General features: G+C 41.2%; 14 protein-coding genes and 1 riboswitch. Of the genes, 6 read left to right on the forward strand and 8 right to left on the reverse strand.

Annotated features, from left to right (window positions below; translation table 11 throughout):
- Positions 1 to 182 precede the first annotated feature (182 nt).
- The 3 genes from treB to rsmC all read right to left on the reverse strand — a co-directional run bounded on the left by treB (position 183) and on the right by rsmC (position 3,834).
- Positions 183 to 1,601, reverse strand: coding sequence for a PTS trehalose transporter subunit IIBC (treB, locus tag BKK50_RS00005; protein WP_077414066.1), 1,419 nt, complete (start codon positions 1,599 to 1,601; stop codon positions 183 to 185).
- Positions 1,602 to 1,893: 292 nt separating this feature from the next.
- Positions 1,894 to 2,838: a LacI family DNA-binding transcriptional regulator gene (locus tag BKK50_RS00010; protein WP_077414068.1), complete on the reverse strand. Its 945-nt coding sequence runs from the start codon at positions 2,836 to 2,838 to the stop codon at positions 1,894 to 1,896.
- A 3-nt stretch (positions 2,839 to 2,841) separates the two neighbouring features.
- Positions 2,842 to 3,834, reverse strand: a complete 993-nt coding sequence (rsmC, locus tag BKK50_RS00015; protein ID WP_077414070.1) for a 16S rRNA (guanine(1207)-N(2))-methyltransferase RsmC — start codon at positions 3,832 to 3,834, stop codon at positions 2,842 to 2,844.
- A gap of 113 nt (positions 3,835 to 3,947) precedes the next feature.
- Between rsmC and BKK50_RS00020 the strand changes: the two genes are divergently transcribed.
- The 3 genes from BKK50_RS00020 to rimI are packed head-to-tail and all read left to right on the forward strand — an operon-like array spanning position 3,948 to position 5,385.
- Positions 3,948 to 4,526, forward strand: a complete 579-nt coding sequence (locus BKK50_RS00020; protein ID WP_077414072.1) for a hypothetical protein — start codon at positions 3,948 to 3,950, stop codon at positions 4,524 to 4,526.
- Positions 4,527 to 4,535: 9 nt separating this feature from the next.
- Positions 4,536 to 4,940: a DNA polymerase III subunit psi gene (locus BKK50_RS00025; RefSeq protein WP_077414074.1), complete on the forward strand. Its 405-nt coding sequence runs from the start codon at positions 4,536 to 4,538 to the stop codon at positions 4,938 to 4,940.
- A gap of 4 nt (positions 4,941 to 4,944) precedes the next feature.
- The gene (gene rimI / locus BKK50_RS00030; protein WP_077414182.1) at positions 4,945 to 5,385 is read left to right on the forward strand and encodes a ribosomal protein S18-alanine N-acetyltransferase; all 441 of its coding nucleotides are present in this window, start codon (positions 4,945 to 4,947) and stop codon (positions 5,383 to 5,385) included.
- A gap of 35 nt (positions 5,386 to 5,420) precedes the next feature.
- Here the strand turns inward: rimI and fdhE are convergent, their stop codons facing one another.
- The 4 genes from fdhE to fdnG form a co-directional block, all read right to left on the reverse strand.
- On the reverse strand, positions 5,421 to 6,332 hold the full coding sequence (gene fdhE / locus BKK50_RS00035) for a formate dehydrogenase accessory protein FdhE (protein WP_077414076.1): 912 nt from the start codon (positions 6,330 to 6,332) through the stop codon (positions 5,421 to 5,423).
- 69 nt (positions 6,333 to 6,401) lie between these two features.
- A complete protein-coding gene (locus BKK50_RS00040; RefSeq protein WP_077414078.1) occupies positions 6,402 to 7,112 on the reverse strand; it encodes a formate dehydrogenase subunit gamma in 711 nt (236 codons plus the stop codon).
- Positions 7,105 to 8,028, reverse strand: a complete 924-nt coding sequence (gene fdxH / locus BKK50_RS00045) for a formate dehydrogenase subunit beta (RefSeq protein ID WP_077414080.1) — start codon at positions 8,026 to 8,028, stop codon at positions 7,105 to 7,107. The genes BKK50_RS00040 and fdxH overlap by 8 nt, the downstream gene beginning before the upstream one ends.
- A gap of 3 nt (positions 8,029 to 8,031) precedes the next feature.
- Positions 8,032 to 11,115, reverse strand: coding sequence for a formate dehydrogenase-N subunit alpha (gene fdnG / locus BKK50_RS00050; RefSeq protein WP_143529712.1), 3,084 nt, complete (start codon positions 11,113 to 11,115; stop codon positions 8,032 to 8,034).
- A 270-nt stretch (positions 11,116 to 11,385) separates the two neighbouring features.
- Between fdnG and fdhD the strand changes: the two genes are divergently transcribed.
- Positions 11,386 to 12,198, forward strand: a complete 813-nt coding sequence (gene fdhD / locus BKK50_RS00060) for a formate dehydrogenase accessory sulfurtransferase FdhD (protein ID WP_077414086.1) — start codon at positions 11,386 to 11,388, stop codon at positions 12,196 to 12,198.
- A 75-nt stretch (positions 12,199 to 12,273) separates the two neighbouring features.
- On the opposite strand, the gene BKK50_RS00065 is transcribed toward fdhD, so the two are convergent.
- On the reverse strand, positions 12,274 to 13,314 hold the full coding sequence (locus BKK50_RS00065) for an ABC transporter substrate-binding protein (protein ID WP_077414088.1): 1,041 nt from the start codon (positions 13,312 to 13,314) through the stop codon (positions 12,274 to 12,276).
- A 49-nt stretch (positions 13,315 to 13,363) separates the two neighbouring features.
- Positions 13,364 to 13,452: riboswitch (TPP riboswitch) on the reverse strand.
- A gap of 119 nt (positions 13,453 to 13,571) precedes the next feature.
- Between BKK50_RS00065 and uvrD the strand changes: the two genes are divergently transcribed.
- Positions 13,572 to 15,752, forward strand: a complete 2,181-nt coding sequence (uvrD, locus tag BKK50_RS00070) for a DNA helicase II (protein ID WP_077414090.1) — start codon at positions 13,572 to 13,574, stop codon at positions 15,750 to 15,752.
- A 30-nt stretch (positions 15,753 to 15,782) separates the two neighbouring features.
- Positions 15,783 to 16,901 (forward strand): EVE domain-containing protein, encoded by a 1,119-nt coding sequence (locus tag BKK50_RS00075; protein WP_077414092.1) that lies wholly within the window; start codon positions 15,783 to 15,785, stop codon positions 16,899 to 16,901.
- Position 16,902: the final 1 nt, after the last annotated feature.

The raw sequence follows: 16,902 nt of genomic DNA on the forward strand, positions 1-16,902 counted from the left end.
ATTATGCAGCAGTTGCACAACGTTGTTTTTTGTTATCTTGTAGGGACACACTGCGTGTGTGCGAATTTTAACCTATTGAAATGATTTGATTTTATAATGGACACACGCAGTGTGTCCATACATGTCATTGACATTTCTATTTTTGTGCAACAGTTACATAAAGCTGGAAGATTTTGCAAGCGTTACGCTAATGTCCCCGCTTTCTCTTTACGTTTATACACAATTGTGGTAAGTATAAATGGAATCACCATTGCAGCGAGCATAGCGAGAGCGAAAATGCCCCAATATTGATGTTGCACCGAGAGAATCCCCGGTAAGCCGCCAACACCGATACTGCCTGCCAATACGCCGGATAAGCCACAGATTAAGCCGGCTACGGCAGCACCGATCATCGCACATAACATCGGGAAGCGATATTTGAGGTTAATCCCATACATTGCCGGTTCGGTTACGCCTAAGTAGGCGGAGAGTGCCGCAGGAATCGCTACCTCACGAGATTGTGCACTTTTGTTCACATAGATAATCCCAACTACCGCCGAGGCTTGTGCGATATTGGATAACGCAATAATTGGCCATACCGGTGTGCCGCCGATACTTTGGATCATCTGCATATCAATGGCAAGCGAGGTTTGATGTACGCCCGTGACCACAAGCGGTGCATAAAGGAAACCGAATAACGCTGCACCAATTGGCGCAAAATCGCCTGTCATTGCATATTTCACGACAAATGCCACGCCATTGCCGATTTCACGCCCGATAGGTCCGATGAGAGTATGGGCTAAGAACACCGCAAGAATGATGGAGACGACCGGGACAATGATAAGATTTAAGAAATCCGGCACGATTTTTGTCATAAAACGTTCAATGTAAGAGAGCGTTAAGCCCGCCATAATTGCCGGGATCACTTGTGCCTGATAGCCCACTTTTTCAATCGCGAACCAACCAAAATCCCAGGCTTCCGGTAATTGTGAGCCGAGAGCATAAGAATTCATCAGTTGTGGGGAAACGAGGGTAATCCCAAGGACGATACCTAAAATAGGCGAAGTGCCCATTTTACGGGCAATCGACCAACAAATTCCCACCGGTAAGAAATGGAAAATGGCTTCGCCAATCAACCATAAGAAACTGTGCATACTGCTCCAGAATGGGCTGATTTGGGTTAGCGTTTTGCCATCAAACATCGCAATATCGCCAATCACATTACGGAAACCGAGAATCAAACCACCACTAATTAGCGCAGGGAGAAGTGGAATAAAAATGTCCGCCATATGGGAAATCAGGCTTTCATACCATTTTTGATTTTGCCTTGCGGTGGCTTTCACTTGCTCTTTATCCACACTCGCCAAGCCTGTTTTCTCGAGCAAAATTTTGTAGTAATCGCCCACTTCCTGACCAATCACCACTTGGAACTGACCGCCCGTAGAAATAGTCGCTTTGACCATTGATAATTCATCAATTGCCGCTTTATCCGCCTTGCTTTCATCATTTAGTACAAAGCGCAAGCGGGTAATACAGTGGGTCACAGCGGAAATATTTTCTTTTCCACCAATCAGTTGGATTAGCTTATCCACATTTTGCGGATCAATTTTTTGTTTTGCCATAAGAAAAACCTTCTTTTTAGTATAAAAATTAAACTGTTGCGGATTATACGCTTTAGAAATTAAAAGTAAATGGGAACGTTCCCAATAATGAGGGATAGATCAATAAATGTGAGGTAGATCACGGAATTGGGGGGGAATTAATTGGATGGATAGCGAAGTCAGTTTGTGTTCTATACGGGGAAAATAGCGCTGATCAGATTTTAATATGATCATTTTTTATTCCTTTTTATGCAAAATTATGGTTGGCGGAGCATAATTATGTTTTTGTTGCATAATTTTTCAGGAATCACAACTAGGATAGCTGAAATGATATTAACTGTTGTTGTACGGTTTTGTTTCCGTGAATCTGTTCAAGGAGTAACGCTACAGCCCGGTTTCCGGCTTGTTCGTAGCCGAAATTAAGGCTTATTAAATTAGGGACGAAATGCTCTAGCAGGGGATTTTGTCCGATATAAGCCAGAGGGCGCATTGATTGCTGCTCTTGTAAATACTTTACTGCACCAACGGCAAGGCTGGTGGTGGCACATAGCAGGGCATCAAATGGTTGGGCTAGCCGAGCGCAATGTTGATAGCCGGCGTCAATATCCAATTCCGTGAGGACAAAATTGGGAGAGAGCCGGTGTTGCTGACAGAAATTCAAATAGCTTTGTGTACGCAATCGTCCTGTGGTTTCGTCTTGGTCGTGTATGCCGAGATAACCAATGTGGCGATGTCCTTGGGCGTAAAGTTTATCCATAAGCGCATAAATCGCACCTTGATCATCATAATAAACGCAAGAAATATTCTTAAAATAACGGGCGATTACCACCATATTTCCTCGCCATTGTTGTAATATTTTTTCTGAAAGCGGAGAAAATCCGAAGACAACAACGCTATCCACTTGGCGTTGCTTAAATAAATTGAGATGGTGTGCTACTTGTTTTTCGTCAAATTGACTTTCAACAATGATGGGCGTGATTTTTTGACGATAAAGTGCGGTCAACATTGCCCGTAATGTTTGTGATTCACCGCTTGAATTGAGTTTTGAGACGATAATACCGACTATGGGCTCTTGAACGCCACGCATTGCTCGGGCGGAACGATTGGGTTTGAACCCAACGCTGTCAATGACCGCTTGAATTTTTTTTCGTGTTTCTTCGCTGACTTTGGGATCGTGGTTTAATACGCGGGAAACCGTAGATTTTCCCACTTGACATAGTTTGGCGATATCCTTAATCGTATAATTTTTTTCCGTCATGGATTAATTTTTTACCGAGTAAACTTTGAATTTTGAGGTTTGAGCCAATACTTCAAATTCACCAAAATGTTGTTGCAATAAATCAGGGTAAGGCAGGAACGCATTGGCGACAATGCGCAATTCTCCCCCTTGATTGAGATGCCACTTGGCTTGGCTAATCAGGGTTTTTACCGCTTGATAAGCAGTATCAATCCCATCGTGGAAGGGCGGATTGGAAATGATGAGGTCAAATTTTCCTTCAACATCAGAGAACACATCGCTGGCGAAAACCTCGCCTTCCAATTGATTTTCCGCAAGGGTTTTGCGGGCAGATTCCAACGCCATGGCGTGAATATCGGTCATCATTACAGCTGATTTAGGATTGGTTTTTTTGATTATTGAACCGATTACCCCAACCCCACAACCGAGATCAAGTACTTTACCTTTAATTGGGTGGTTAAGTGTTGAAAGCAAAAGTGCCGTACCCACATCCAATTCATTGGCACTGAATACGCCCGGCAAGCTGTGAATTGTTAAGCCTTGTAGTTGAGGGTGATGATAGGTTTTCCAATAGCTATTGAGTAAAAAGTGCGGTCGTTTTTTCAGAGAAAAATGATATAAACCGCAACGGCGTGCAGAATCAATTTTGGCAATATCTCCAAAAGGGGAAAGCATTTTTTCTACCGAACGCACACCGCAGCGGTTTTCACCGATAATGAGCATTTCTTGCTCCTCTTGTGCATTGGCAAGAAGTTGCAAAAGTTGGAATTGTACTTCTTGTTTGTTTTTTGTCCAATAGTAAACAATAAGATCAGCATTGCCTTGAAATTCGATGGAAAAATTGACCGCACTTTGGCTTCGGGCATAATCAAAATAGCAAGTCCAAACCTGAACAGATTGGCTATGTTGCACGAGTTTTTGTGGAAATTGATCGTTAATACCACCGGCAAGGAGAACCGATTTACCTCGGAAAAAGGGGAGATGGCGTTCTAAAACTTCGCTTTCAAGAGAAATCACGCTTTGAATCCTGTGAGTGATTGGTTTAAAATTGGGCGCTATTCTAGCAAAGATAGCACCGATAAAAAATGATTTCATGGCGTTGTGCCATTTTTACTATTAAGGAATGTTTTATGAAAAAAATCGTGTTAGCGACAACGATGGCAATGTTGTTGTCAGGGTGTCAATTAATTGAGCAATGGCAAGGTAAGCCTCAAACTCCTTCTAAAATAGAGGAGACACCGGAACAAGTTGAGCAATTGAAAAAATTAGATGCTCAATTTGAGCGTGTGAAAAAAGCGGGCATTGAAATTGAGTTTAATGGTGAAAAATACGTGAAACAAACACAAGCGGTGAAAGGGGACGAACCCCGTTTTTTAAGCCTTGCAGCAAGTGTGGATCGTAAAAATCGAAAATCAATTACCAGTGAAACTTTTTATTTAAAAGATCTTGCTCACGAACCGAACCTCATTTCGAAATATTTAGATGCCAATAAAAAGGTGTGCGATTTGCAAACGTTAACCAATGGCACATCTTCTTACTATGTGTGTAATGGTAAAGATTTCCAACGTTTTATCGCCGTAGTTCATAAAGAGAAAAATATTGTGTCATTCCGTAGCCTAAAAGCCTATCAACAAAAACCAACTGAGGTAGAAGAAAAAGCCATTGTGCAAGGCTTGATGAACTATCCGTTTGATTCTATTTCCCGTTAATCGTTTCATATGGATAGACGCAATCTTCTTTTAAAAGAAATGGGGATTACCCAATGGCAATTGTATCGCCCTGACGTGTTGAAAGGTGCGGTTGGGATTGCCGTGGCAGAACATATCCGGCTTATTGTGGTATCGGATGAAAATTTGAACCGGTCGCCTTTATTGACGGATGTTCTGTTAAGCCTGACATTGAAAAAAGAAGATTGCCTTTGTTTGAATTATGATCAAATTCAGCATCTTGCGTTAAATCACCCCATACAGTATTGGTTATTAGCGGAAAATGCTGAAAAAATTGATCGCACTTTGCCCTATTGTTTGTGTGCAGAGCGAATTTATCGCTCTCCTGATTACACTCGTTTTCTCACCTCACCCGAGGCAAAACGTGAACTTTGGCAGCAAATCCAACAAATTTAGTATGATGGCTCAAATTTTAACGATTGAAGAATGCGATTTTGATCGCTTATATGAGATTGAACAACAAGCACATCTTATTCCTTGGTCTTTGGGAACGCTAAAAAATAATCAAGGTGAACGTTATTTAAACTTAAAATTGGTTGAGAATAACCGAATTATTGGCTTTGCCATTTGCCAAACCGTATTGGATGAAGCCACCTTGTTCAATATTGCCATTGCACCTACAATGCAAGGAAAAGGATTTGGCACATATCTTTTAAAAGCTCTGATGGCACAGCTTAAAAAAAGAGGGATCCAAGCCCTATGGCTTGAAGTGAGAGAATCTAACCCTGCCCGTCAGCTCTATGAAAGGCAAGGGTTTAATGAGGTGGATATTCGCAAAAACTATTATCCTTTACCGAATGGTAAAAGAGAAAATGCGGTGGTGATGGCGTGTTATTTGTAAAAACGGTCGTTACCGGAAAATAACGACCATTTTTACTAAGCCTCTTGCGAGGGAAAAAGAAAAGGATTAAGACCGCTTCGTGCAAAGCCTTTTTCTTCCATTTCTACATCTAAGAAAATCGAGGCGAGATCATCGGCAACGGCTTCCACATTAGGATTTTTTTCCTGAAACATCATTTTTAGATAGCTTTCACAGCTGCCGCAAGTTTCGGCACGAATGAGGGCGAGTTCTTCATCGAGCGACCACATTTCTAATTTATCGTGTCCGTTACAATTGGTGCATTGTGCACGCACAAGATTCCATTCACTCTCACATAATGAACAATGTAAATAACGTAAACCTTGCGATGTGCCAATATGCACCATACTGGATACCGGCAAGGAGCCACAAACCGGACAGTGATGTAGGTTTTCCGCATTTTCCTGGCGGCTATGATGGGGAATTTGTTGCGTTAATTGGAGCCAGTAAAGTGAGAGTGCAGCCCAAATAAACACGGCTTTATCCGAGCTGACTAAATTGAACGTTTGCGAAAGTAAATGTGTTGCCATTTCTTCAAGTTCAGCACTGGAGGTTTTTTCCAGCACATCAATGGTTGCAGCAACTTGTTCATTCGCTTTTGGTTTAATTTCATACAAAACTTCATTGAGATATTCACGCCAAATGCTATTTCGCTTGAGGTTTTTCCCACTGAGTGGTTCAATGCCCGTCAAATTTTCTAGCGTTTGTTTCGGTAGTGGATTTTTCTCTAATATGCTGAGTTGGGCTTCAACAACGTTAGCGGCAAAAAGTAAATAGTCCGAGAGTGGGTAGGCGTTGGCAAGTTCTCTTAAACGTTTTGCACGGCGTTGATAAAGATTTTTGGGATTGGCAAAGAGGATAGGCGGTGCTTCGTAAGAATGGTTTTTTTGTTGTTTAATTTCTGATTCAGATAAGATTTTAATGCTCATAATTTCTCTTTAGTAACCACGATAATAAAAAGTGCGGTCATTTTTAACCGCACTTTTACAAGTTTTAGTTTAATCCGAAATACGTTTAAATAGTGCTTTGGTTTTTTCACCTCTGGCTTCACGTTCTTCGTCTTTTTTTAATTCAGGGAGAATTTCTTCACGATACCATTTCGGATGATGTTTTTTCGCCCAGCGAACGGTAACCCATCCTTCCACGATACCACGAATCGATCCTTTCACCCAGAATGCCATATACATATGCACCATGATACCGGTGAAGAGCATAAAGGCACTGGCGGAGTGAAGAAGAATCGCAAATCTCAGTACGGGAATAGAAAAGTGGTGTGAAAAATATTGACGCCACATAATGATACCGGTTGCTAACAAGGTGAACATGGCAAGAATCAATGTCCAAAATAGCATTTTCTGACCAAGGTTGTATTTTCCGTTGTAGGCAACTTCGTGTTCATTACCTTTGAGTACTTCAACGATACCCTTTAACCAGCGAATATCATTTTTCTCAGGAATGTTATGATGCCAATATAAAGAACATAAGAAAATAAAGGCAACAAACATTAAAAGCCCTGTGAATGGATGAACTGCTCGAGCAAGCTGCGGGGTTCCTAGAATTTCTGTTAACCAAGAAAAATCCGGGAAGAAGAAGGCTACACCGGTGAACATCGTCATAAAGAATGAGATTACCAAAAACCAGTGGCTGAAACGCGCAGGAGTTCGATGACGCACGATACGAGTATCGTTAGTAATTTCAAATTTACTCATCTTGTTTTCCTCCGTGTTTATCTTCGTTTTCAAATTTTTCATGGTGATCTTCGACATCAGTCTCAACATTTGGGCCTACCGCCAAGTAATGACCGAGTTCCGCTAAGGCTAATCCCCCCATTGCTACAGCGGCAACCGGTTTTAATACATCTTTCCACAAGGTGATACTAAGGTCGATTTGCGGATCTTTAGGAAGACCATGGTAAAGCTCAGGTCTGTCTGCATGGTGTAGCACATACATAACATGTGTACCGCCCACACCCGGTGGATCGTAAAGTCCGGCATTTTCATAGCCACGGGCTTTCAGATCCGCCACACGTTGTTCCGCATAGATCTTCATTTCTTCTTTTGAACCGAAACGAATCGCACCAGTCGGACAGGTTTTAACACAGGCGGGTTCTTGACCGACAGAAACACGATCAACACAAAGGGTACATTTGTACACACGGTTGTCATCCGGGTTCATTCGAGGAATGTTAAACGGACAACCGGCAATACAGTAACCACAGCCGATACATTTGTCGGATTGGAAATCCACAATACCATTTTTGTATTGAATGATCGCCCCAGGTGCAGGACAGGCTTTTAAACAGCCCGGTTCGGAACAGTGCATACAGCCATCTTTACGAATTAACCATTCTAAACGGTCGTTTTCTTCCACTTCATTAAAGCGCATAACTGTCCATGCTTTGGCGTTAAGATCAACAGGGTTGTCATAAACGCCGATACATTGCGCGTTGACATCGGAACGGATGTCATTCCACTCCGAACAGCCCACCTGACAGGCTTTACAGCCGATACAGGTAGACACATCAATCAGTTTTGCCACTTCAACTTTATGATCTCGTGCTTGTGGTGCCGGTGTCAGCCCAGAGGTGGCGGAGATCTTAATAATATCTTGAGATTGTACACTCATGGTTTATACCTCCGCTTTCTCAATGTTGACCAAGAATGTTTTGTATTCCGGTGTTTGTGTATTGGCTTCACCCCAAGATGGTGTGAGAATATTAGTGGCGAATCCACGATGACCTTTACCATTCAAGGCTTTCATATTCCAGTGAATTGGAATACCCACATGGTGAACGGTTTTACCGTCAATTTCCAATTCTTTCAAACGTTTGGTGACCACGGCAACGGCCTTGATGTAACCCCGTTTTGAGGTAATTTTCACCATATCGCCTTTCTGGATGCCTTTTTCTGCCGCTAATTTTTCACCTATTTCCACAAATTGTTGTGGTTGAGCGATAATATTCAGTGCAGATTGTGCCGTCCAACTGTGGAAATGCTCGGTTAAACGATAAGTGGTTGCCACGAATGGGAACTCTTTGTTTGAACCGATAAATTCACGGTCTTCTTGGTAAATACGCACGGTTGGATCCACCACCACATTTGGATGGAGTAGGTTAGTATCAATCGGGCTTTCAACCGGTTCATAATGCTCAGGCATTGGCCCATTGTTGATTTTATCCACAGCAAATAAGCGACCAACCCCTTCAGCAGACATAATAAACGGACCGGTTTCAGAACCCGGCGGTTGAGTACCATAGTCGGCAACATCAAACCAGTTCCAGTTTTTACCGTTCCATTTGATTAGCTGACGGTGTTTATCCCATGGATTGCCGTTAATATCTAAAGAGGCACGGCTATAAAGCACGCGGCGGTTTGCCGGCCAGGCAAAGCCCCAACCCACGGTACAGCCTAGACCGGATGGGTCTGAATTATCCCGATTGGCAGTTTGGTTACCTTTTTCCGTCCATTGACCAACATATATCCAGTTACCCGATGTGGTGGTACCGTCATCACGCAAGTGAGCGAATCCGCTGAGTAATTGACCTTTTTTATACATTAGATTACCGTTTGGATCATAAAGATCCTCAAGGGCATAACCATTTAATTCTTTTGCCAACTCTTCTGCTGTTGGAGAATGTGGTTGGGCATAGTTCCATGTCATGGCTTCAAAAGACTCAATACCACGGCCGCCCTCTTTTTTATAGAGTTCGTGCATTTCCTCACGAATCATAGAAAGGATATCCACATCCGGTAAGGCTTCACCCGGTTGATCACAACCTTTCCAGTGCCATTGTGCCCAACGGCCGGAGTTGGAAATGGAACCGTCTTCTTCGGCAAAACAGGTGGTTGGTAAACGGAAGACTTCTGTTTGAATCTCAGCAGGATTCACATCATTTGATTCGCCAAAGTTTTTCCAGAATTCAGAGCTTTCTGTTTGAAGCGGATCAAGGACGATTAAGTATTTTAACTTACTCATACCGGCAAGGGTTTTGTTCTTATTCGGTAATGAGTTTAATACGTTAAAGCCTTGTAAAATCCAACCGTTCATTTGACCGTCATTCATTAATTTCACATGAGTGATCGGGTCGTAAAAACGATCGGTTTTCGGTAAGAAATCAAAGCCCCAGCCATTTTCTTTGGTTGCTTTATCACCATAGAAGGTTTTCATCATACTCACAAAGAATTTTGAGGTATTACGGTAATAGTTGATTTGACCCGGAACGATATCTTTTGGCGTAATCGCATTGATATATTGCTCATAAGAGGTGTCTTTATCGTTTGGTAAACGCATATAGCCCGGTAGGGAGGTAGGTAATAACCCCATATCGGTCGTACCTTGTACATTTGAGTGTCCGCGTAATGCGTTAATACCACCGCCCGGCATCCCCATATTACCTAATAGCAACTGGATCATTGCCATTGAGCGGATATTTTGTGTACCGATAGTATGTTCCGTAAAACCTAATGCATATAAATGCGTCATGGTTTTATCCGGCTTAGCGGTTTCACCGATTTCTTTACAAATTTCTAAGAACAGTTTTTGTTTTACACCGGTAATACGTTCAACCATTTCAGGGGTGTAACGAGCAACATGCTCTTTTAAGACATTAATGACACAACGTGGGTGTTGTAATGTCATATCACGCTTAGCCTGACCATTCTCATCAAATTGATAATTCCAAGTTGATTTGTCATAGCTACGTTTTTCTGCATCGTAGCCTGAGAACAGGCCGTCTTCAAATTTAAAGCCTTCGTTGACTAAGAAAGAGGCGTTGGTGTAGTGTTTAACATATTCGTGCTGAATCTTATCTTTTTCCAATAAATAACGAATCACGCCCATTAAGAACGCAATATCAGAACCGGAACGGATTGGCGCATGAAGATCAGCTACAGAGGCTGTACGGTTAAAGCGTGGATCGATAACGATGATTTTGGCACCGTTTTTCTTCGCTTCAATTGCCCAACGGAAGCCGACAGGGTGGGCTTCGGCAGGGTTACCGCCTTGAACGAGAATTAAATTGGCATTTTTGATGTCAACCCAGTTATTTGTCATGGCACCGCGACCAAATGATGGAGCAAGACTTGCTACCGTTGGTCCGTGTCAAGTATTTGCTTGGTTACAGACCGGCACCATCCCGAGCATTCGAATCCATTTTTGCGTCAGTAACGCAGCTTCATTGCTCATGGCGGAAGCGGTCATAATTCCTGTGGTTGACCAACGGTTGACGGTTTTCCCGCTTGCATCGGTTTCAACAAAGTTGGCATCACGGTCATTTTTCATTAAGCGGGCAATGCGCTTGATGGCATCTTGCCAAGAGAGACGTTCCCATTTGTCGGAACCCGGTGCACGATATTGAGGGTATAAAGCACGGCTTTCACTGTTAATATAATCAAGGGCACCAGCGCCTTTTGGACAAAGCGCACCACGGCTAATTGGATGGTCAGGGTCGCCTTCAAGGTGAAATAATTTTGAACGAGTATTTGTACCGGTGTAGCCACTTAAGCCTGTATGAGGCTTGCCTGTACTATAAAGCAACATACCGCAACTGACGGCACAATATGTACAGGTGTTACGGGATTCGTAAGCGCGCAATAATTTATATTCACGCGGTGCCGCTAACGCATTTGCCGGAGCAAAGCCTAACATAGCAGCAGAAGTGCCCGCCATACCACCTGCACAGATCTTAAAGAACTTTCTTCTTGAGACCTGCATAATCACTCCTTTCAACAAAAGATTGTTGAGATATTTTAGATAGTAAAGAAATTCATCTAGAAAATTGAGCTGATTTCGTTAGAATAAACGACAACCAATAGACTAAATTGCGTATAGAAAAACAGCAATTTAAGTTGGGCGTAGGATACCGATTTTTTAGCGATAAATCTATAATCAAAATACATTATATCCACAAAAATGCGTGACCAAGATCACGAAATTAGCAATGAATTAACATTTGTTTTACATTATTCAATAGTCAGGTCACCAATGAATGGATTTATAGAACAAGCCGTCAATTTTTTCAAAAAGCCAAAAATATCAGAAAAATCAACCGCACTTTTACAAACAAAAAATGATTTTCTTGCTGTCGAAATCCCGGTTTCGCTTGTTTATAACGGTATTTCCCATGCGGTGATGATGTGTTCTCCGCAAGATTTAGAGAATTTTGCTTTAGGGTTTTCCTTAACTGAAGGGATCATTAATAGCCCTTCGGAGATTTATGGGGTTGACGTAATAGAAGTATGTAATGGTATTGAAGTGCAAATTGAGCTTTCCAGTCGTCAATTTATGGCTCTTAAGACCCATCGCCGTAATCTCACCGGGCGTACGGGGTGCGGTATTTGTGGGGCGGAACAACTTAACCAAGTTTACAAAAACTTTCCTAAATTGGACCGCACTTTTCAGCTAGATATTAACTTATTGGATAGTTGTCTTTTTACTTTACAAACCCATCAACAACTTGGCAAACAAACAGGGGCAACGCATGCCTGCGCATTTTTTGATTTACGAGGTAAATTGCTTGCGATTCGGGAAGATGTTGGTCGCCATGTGGCGCTGGATAAATTGATAGGATGGTATATCAAAGCAGGTAAACCGCAAGGTTTTATTATTGCCTCAAGTCGGGCAAGTTATGAAATGGTACAAAAAGTGGTTTCTAGTGGGGTTGAATTACTCGTTGCTATCTCTGCGGCAACGGATTTAGCCGTGAAAATGGCGGAAGCGCATAATCTCACTTTGGTTGGATTCGCCAGGGAAGGAAAAGGCAACATTTACAGCGGAAAAGAGCGGTTGATTTTTTAGGTGTTTTTACTGCTAACCTACTGAGGTAAAAAAAGACGAGGTGACCTAATATCGCCTCGTCTTTTTGTTGGACTTTTATTCGCCTTTCACCTCTTTCATCCAACGGTTAATCAAGCGTTTTGCCTCTTGATCCGAACCAAATCGAACGAAATCAATATCAATTAATTTTAATTTCATCGGATCCGGAAGATTAGGATGTGATTTGGCATGAATATTTGTCGGTAATTGATAAGAGTCCGCCTCACGCCATGGAATTTCTTGTGCTTCGGCAGAAAGCACAAAATCGATAAAGCGTTTTGCGTTGTCTAAATTTCGCCCGTTTTTTATGATACTCGCTGCACCTAATGTATAGCCCACACCTTCACAAGGTAGGATACCGACAACCGGCGCGCCTTTATCTTTTTCACGCACATAGGCATGCATAAAGCTAATATTCACAGCAGTCGCACCTGTTGAAAGATGGCTGGTTGCCATACCAGTTTTGGTGTATTGGGAAATATTTTTATTGAGTGCTTTTAAATAATCGAAGGCTTTATCTTCACCCATGGTTTCAATTAAGGTCGTGAGAATGCTATATCCTGTACCAGATACGCGCGGATCAGGGTATTGAACCAGATCTTTAAATTCGGGTTTGAGTAAATCAGCGTAACATTGTGGTTTGCTGATATTTTTTTCCGCAAGCAGTTTTTCATTGATACCGATACCAAGCTCCATCAAATAAATAATTGAGGTGGTATCGCCACGCTCTTCAACTAATTTTTTAAATTGCGGCATAATATTTTTCTGTTCGGGCGAACGGTAAGTGGCAAGCAAACCGGCATCACGCGCTTGAAGATGTGGCTCAAAAGTGCCACCGTACCAAACGTCCGCTTGAGGATTATCTTTTTCAGCCTTGAGTTTGCCGAGCACCGTGCCGGTGCTATGGCGCACAAATTGCGTTTCAACATTATATTTTTTGCTAAATGCCTGCGAAACTTTCTCGCAGGTGGTGTTTTGAACACTACAATAAATAACGAGTTTGCCCTGTGCTTGGGCGTGATTGGGTAAACTGAAACCTAAAAGAACGCAAAGTGCGGTAAATTTTAAGGTGTTTTTTAAATGCGTATAATGGGTCATCATGCATCCTTACTTATTATGAATCAAAGAAAAAGTAAGTCAGCCCTTGAGGAAGAGGAGATTAGTTTCCTACGTCAGTGCTAACTGCTTCAGGTTCACGGGTATTTCTCAGCGATTTTCGCACCCCGACTAACCGACCCGGAACTATAAGTGCTAATCTTATTTTTGTAAAGTCTGATCTGTTTTTGTTTCTGTCGTTGTGGTATTAAAAAATAATGTCTATAATAACTGTAAATTTAAACAGATAATATAATGCTATGGATATTTCTGAATTACTTGACGGTTTGAATGATAAACAACGTGAAGCGGTGACCGCACCGCTTGGCAATTATTTAGTATTGGCCGGGGCGGGAAGTGGAAAAACCCGTGTATTAACCCATCGTATTGGCTGGTTGGTGGCGGTGGAAAATATTTCCGAAGGTAGCATTATGGCGGTGACGTTCACCAATAAAGCCGCAGCAGAAATGCGTCATCGTATTCAAACCACATTAAATCAATATTCCAACTCAAATTTATTGGGTATGTGGATTGGGACTTTCCATAGCATTGCTCATCGTTTATTGCGGGCGCATCATTTAGATGTGGGGTTACCACAAGACTTTCAAATTTTAGATTCAGAAGATCAACTTCGTTTGGTGAAACGTTTGTTGAAATTACATAACGTTGATGAAAAAGCTTTTCCACCCAAACAGGCTTGTTGGTACATCAATAATAAAAAAGATGAAGGTTTACGACCACAAGAGATCGAAGATTTCAATGATCGCCAAGAGCGTGAATGGATTAAAATTTATCAGATCTACCAAGATACTTGTGATCGGGCAGGTTTGGTGGATTTTGCAGAATTGCTCATTCGTGCTTATGAATTATTTGCCAAAAAACCGCTGATTTTGCAGCGTTATCAACAACGTTTCCAACATATTTTGGTGGACGAATTCCAAGATACCAACAAAATTCAATATCAATGGCTTAAAATTTTTGCAGGACAAACAGGCAAAGTGATGATTGTGGGCGATGATGACCAGTCTATCTATGGCTGGCGTGGGGCTCAGATTGAAAATATCCAAAAATTCCTCAAAGATTTCAAAGGAGAAACCATACGCCTTGAGCAAAATTATCGCTCTACCGCCAATATCCTAAAAAGCGCCAATGAATTAATCGCCAATAACGCCGATCGTCTTGGTAAAAATTTATGGACAGAAGGGGAAAAAGGCGAACCGGTTGGTATTTATGCCGCATTTAATGAATTAGATGAGGCAAAATTTGTGGCCTCCCAAATTCAAGATTGGATTGAAAATGGCGGAAAATTGGATGACTGTGCTGTGCTTTATCGCAGTAACAGCCAATCCCGTGTGATTGAAGAAGCCCTAATTCGCTGTCAAATTCCTTACCGTATTTATGGGGGAATGCGCTTTTTTGAACGCCAAGAAATTAAAGATGCGTTGGCTTATTTGCGTTTGATTAATAACCGCCAAGATGATGCCGCTTTTGAACGGGTGATCAATACGCCCCCTCGTGGTATTGGTGATCGCACCTTAGATATTTTGAGAAACTTAACCCGTGAGCGACAAATTACCTTATGGCAAGCGATACAGGTTGCCATACAGGAAAATAGGCTCACAGGCCGTGCCAGTACGGCCTTATTACGTTTCCAAGAGCTGATCAATGCCTTGGCATTGGATACCTCAGAGATGCCACTTTTTGCTCAAACGGATTTTGTGATTAAACACTCCGGTTTATATGAAATGTATAAACAGGAAAAGGGTGAAAAAGGTGAAGTTCGGATTGAAAACCTGGAAGAATTAGTCACCGCTACCCGTGAATTTGTAAAACCGGATGAGGCTGATGAGATGACAGAGCTGACGGCCTTTTTAACCCATGCCTCCCTTGAGGCGGGGGAAGAACAAGCATCGCCACACCAATCCTGTGTGGAAATGATGACATTACATTCCGCCAAAGGGTTAGAATTTCCACGAGTATTTATGGTTGGCGTAGAGGAAGGATTATTTCCAAGTTTCCGTTCTTTTGAAGAACCGGGACGCTTAGAAGAAGAACGCCGTTTAGCCTATGTAGGGATTACCAGAGCAAAGCAAAAACTCACGATTTCTTATGCGGAAAGCCGCCGTTTATATGCAAAAGAAGAGCGGCATTTGCCTTCTCGCTTTATCGCTGAGTTACCACAAGAATGTATTCAAGAAATTCGTTTACGGGGAACTGTAACCCGAGCGATGAATTTAGCCAAAGTTGGCACGTTGACCGCTTCCGCAGACAGTGAAAATGAATGGAAAATGGGACAAAAAGTCAAACATGAAAAGTTTGGTTTAGGAACGGTGATCAATGTTGAGGGAACGGATAATAACACAAGGTTACAAATCGCTTTCCAAGCGCAAGGCATTAAATGGCTGATCGCTCATTTGGCAAAATTGGAGAAAGTGCGATAGGTTACTATTGATAATTAAGAGGGGAGTTTCATGGCCACAGCGCATGTTTTTATTGTAAATAGTCAAACATTTAAAGTTCATCTTGAATATATGTTTGCAGGCACAGGTGTTAGAGATGAATATATTGATTTTAATTCTCAAAGTAACTCTACACTCAATCACAAGACAGAAAATAATCTTGTTGGAATGATTGCGGATATAAATAGAATTAGAATTGGTGATCACATAATTTTTTATTTACAACAAAGTGGACAAAATAAAATTTTTGAAGGTAAATTTTACGGTATTTTTGAGGTCATTAGTAGCTCTTTTCTAGATAATTATGGTGGAGAACAATATCTTACTTCAGAGCTAGGAAAATCATTGACATTTAGAATTCAAATAAAACCTTATGAGGTTTATCAAGAAGGAGTAACTGAGTGGGAAGCATTAGATGAAATAAAAAATATAACATCACCTAATCAAATGTTATGGAGTTTAATTTATCGAAAATTAAAGGGTAATCGTGGTAATACAATGATTACCTCTTATGAGTTTGAAAGATTACGTCAATTATTAAGAAATAAAAATAATAAAAATATATTAGATAGTAGTGCTTTTTCTTTTGATATAGAAACCCAAAAGATTATTTCCTCTTCGCTCTTTAGAGAGTATAAAGGTAGGAAAGAAGAAATAAATTTATTTCCAAGGTTAATTGGTAAATTTAATGCTAATAGGCAATTTGAGTCTCATTTACAGGCTTATATTCTCCAAAATGCTGAGTATTATTTAGGGAAATATATTGAATGGATTGGTAATGAAGTATCTTGTGGGGTTGGTATGCAACGTATTGATATCTTAATTTCAAAGAAAAAAGGAATTAATCGAGAATGTTTACCTATCGAGTTAAAATCAACAGAGGCATATTTAGGAATAACTAATCAGATTCAACGTTATGTAGATTGGCTTCATCAGTATTATCTCCCTAATTGTCCTTCTGATTTATCACCAATATTGATATCGAGGAGAATTGATATGAAGGAATCAGAATGTTTTTCTAGTCTGATTAATGAGTTTAATTTTTTCAATAAGTTTAATAATATAAAATTAAAATATATTGAGTTTTTTGTAGAGAATGATGAGTTAAAATTAGAAGAATATGAATATTGAT

Source organism: Rodentibacter rarus (assembly GCF_001998965.1).
Lineage (GTDB): Bacteria > Pseudomonadota > Gammaproteobacteria > Enterobacterales > Pasteurellaceae > Rodentibacter > Rodentibacter rarus.

Excerpts from the sequence above, each read along its gene's own strand:
- treB (WP_077414066.1), bottom strand. The coding sequence starts at position 1,601 with ATGGCAAAACAAAAAATTGATCCGCAAAATGTGGATAAGCTAATCCAA.
- BKK50_RS00010 (WP_077414068.1), bottom strand. The coding sequence starts at position 2,838 with ATGACGGAAAAAAATTATACGATTAAGGATATCGCCAAACTATGTCAA.
- BKK50_RS00020 (WP_077414072.1), top strand. The coding sequence starts at position 3,948 with ATGAAAAAAATCGTGTTAGCGACAACGATGGCAATGTTGTTGTCAGGG.
- BKK50_RS00025 (WP_077414074.1), top strand. The coding sequence starts at position 4,536 with ATGGATAGACGCAATCTTCTTTTAAAAGAAATGGGGATTACCCAATGG.
- rimI (WP_077414182.1), top strand. The coding sequence starts at position 4,945 with ATGGCTCAAATTTTAACGATTGAAGAATGCGATTTTGATCGCTTATAT.
- fdhE (WP_077414076.1), bottom strand. The coding sequence starts at position 6,332 with ATGAGCATTAAAATCTTATCTGAATCAGAAATTAAACAACAAAAAAAC.
- BKK50_RS00040 (WP_077414078.1), bottom strand. The coding sequence starts at position 7,112 with ATGAGTAAATTTGAAATTACTAACGATACTCGTATCGTGCGTCATCGA.
- fdxH (WP_077414080.1), bottom strand. The coding sequence starts at position 8,028 with ATGAGTGTACAATCTCAAGATATTATTAAGATCTCCGCCACCTCTGGG.
- fdhD (WP_077414086.1), top strand. The coding sequence starts at position 11,386 with ATGAATGGATTTATAGAACAAGCCGTCAATTTTTTCAAAAAGCCAAAA.
- BKK50_RS00065 (WP_077414088.1), bottom strand. The coding sequence starts at position 13,314 with ATGACCCATTATACGCATTTAAAAAACACCTTAAAATTTACCGCACTT.
- uvrD (WP_077414090.1), top strand. The coding sequence starts at position 13,572 with ATGGATATTTCTGAATTACTTGACGGTTTGAATGATAAACAACGTGAA.
- BKK50_RS00075 (WP_077414092.1), top strand. The coding sequence starts at position 15,783 with ATGGCCACAGCGCATGTTTTTATTGTAAATAGTCAAACATTTAAAGTT.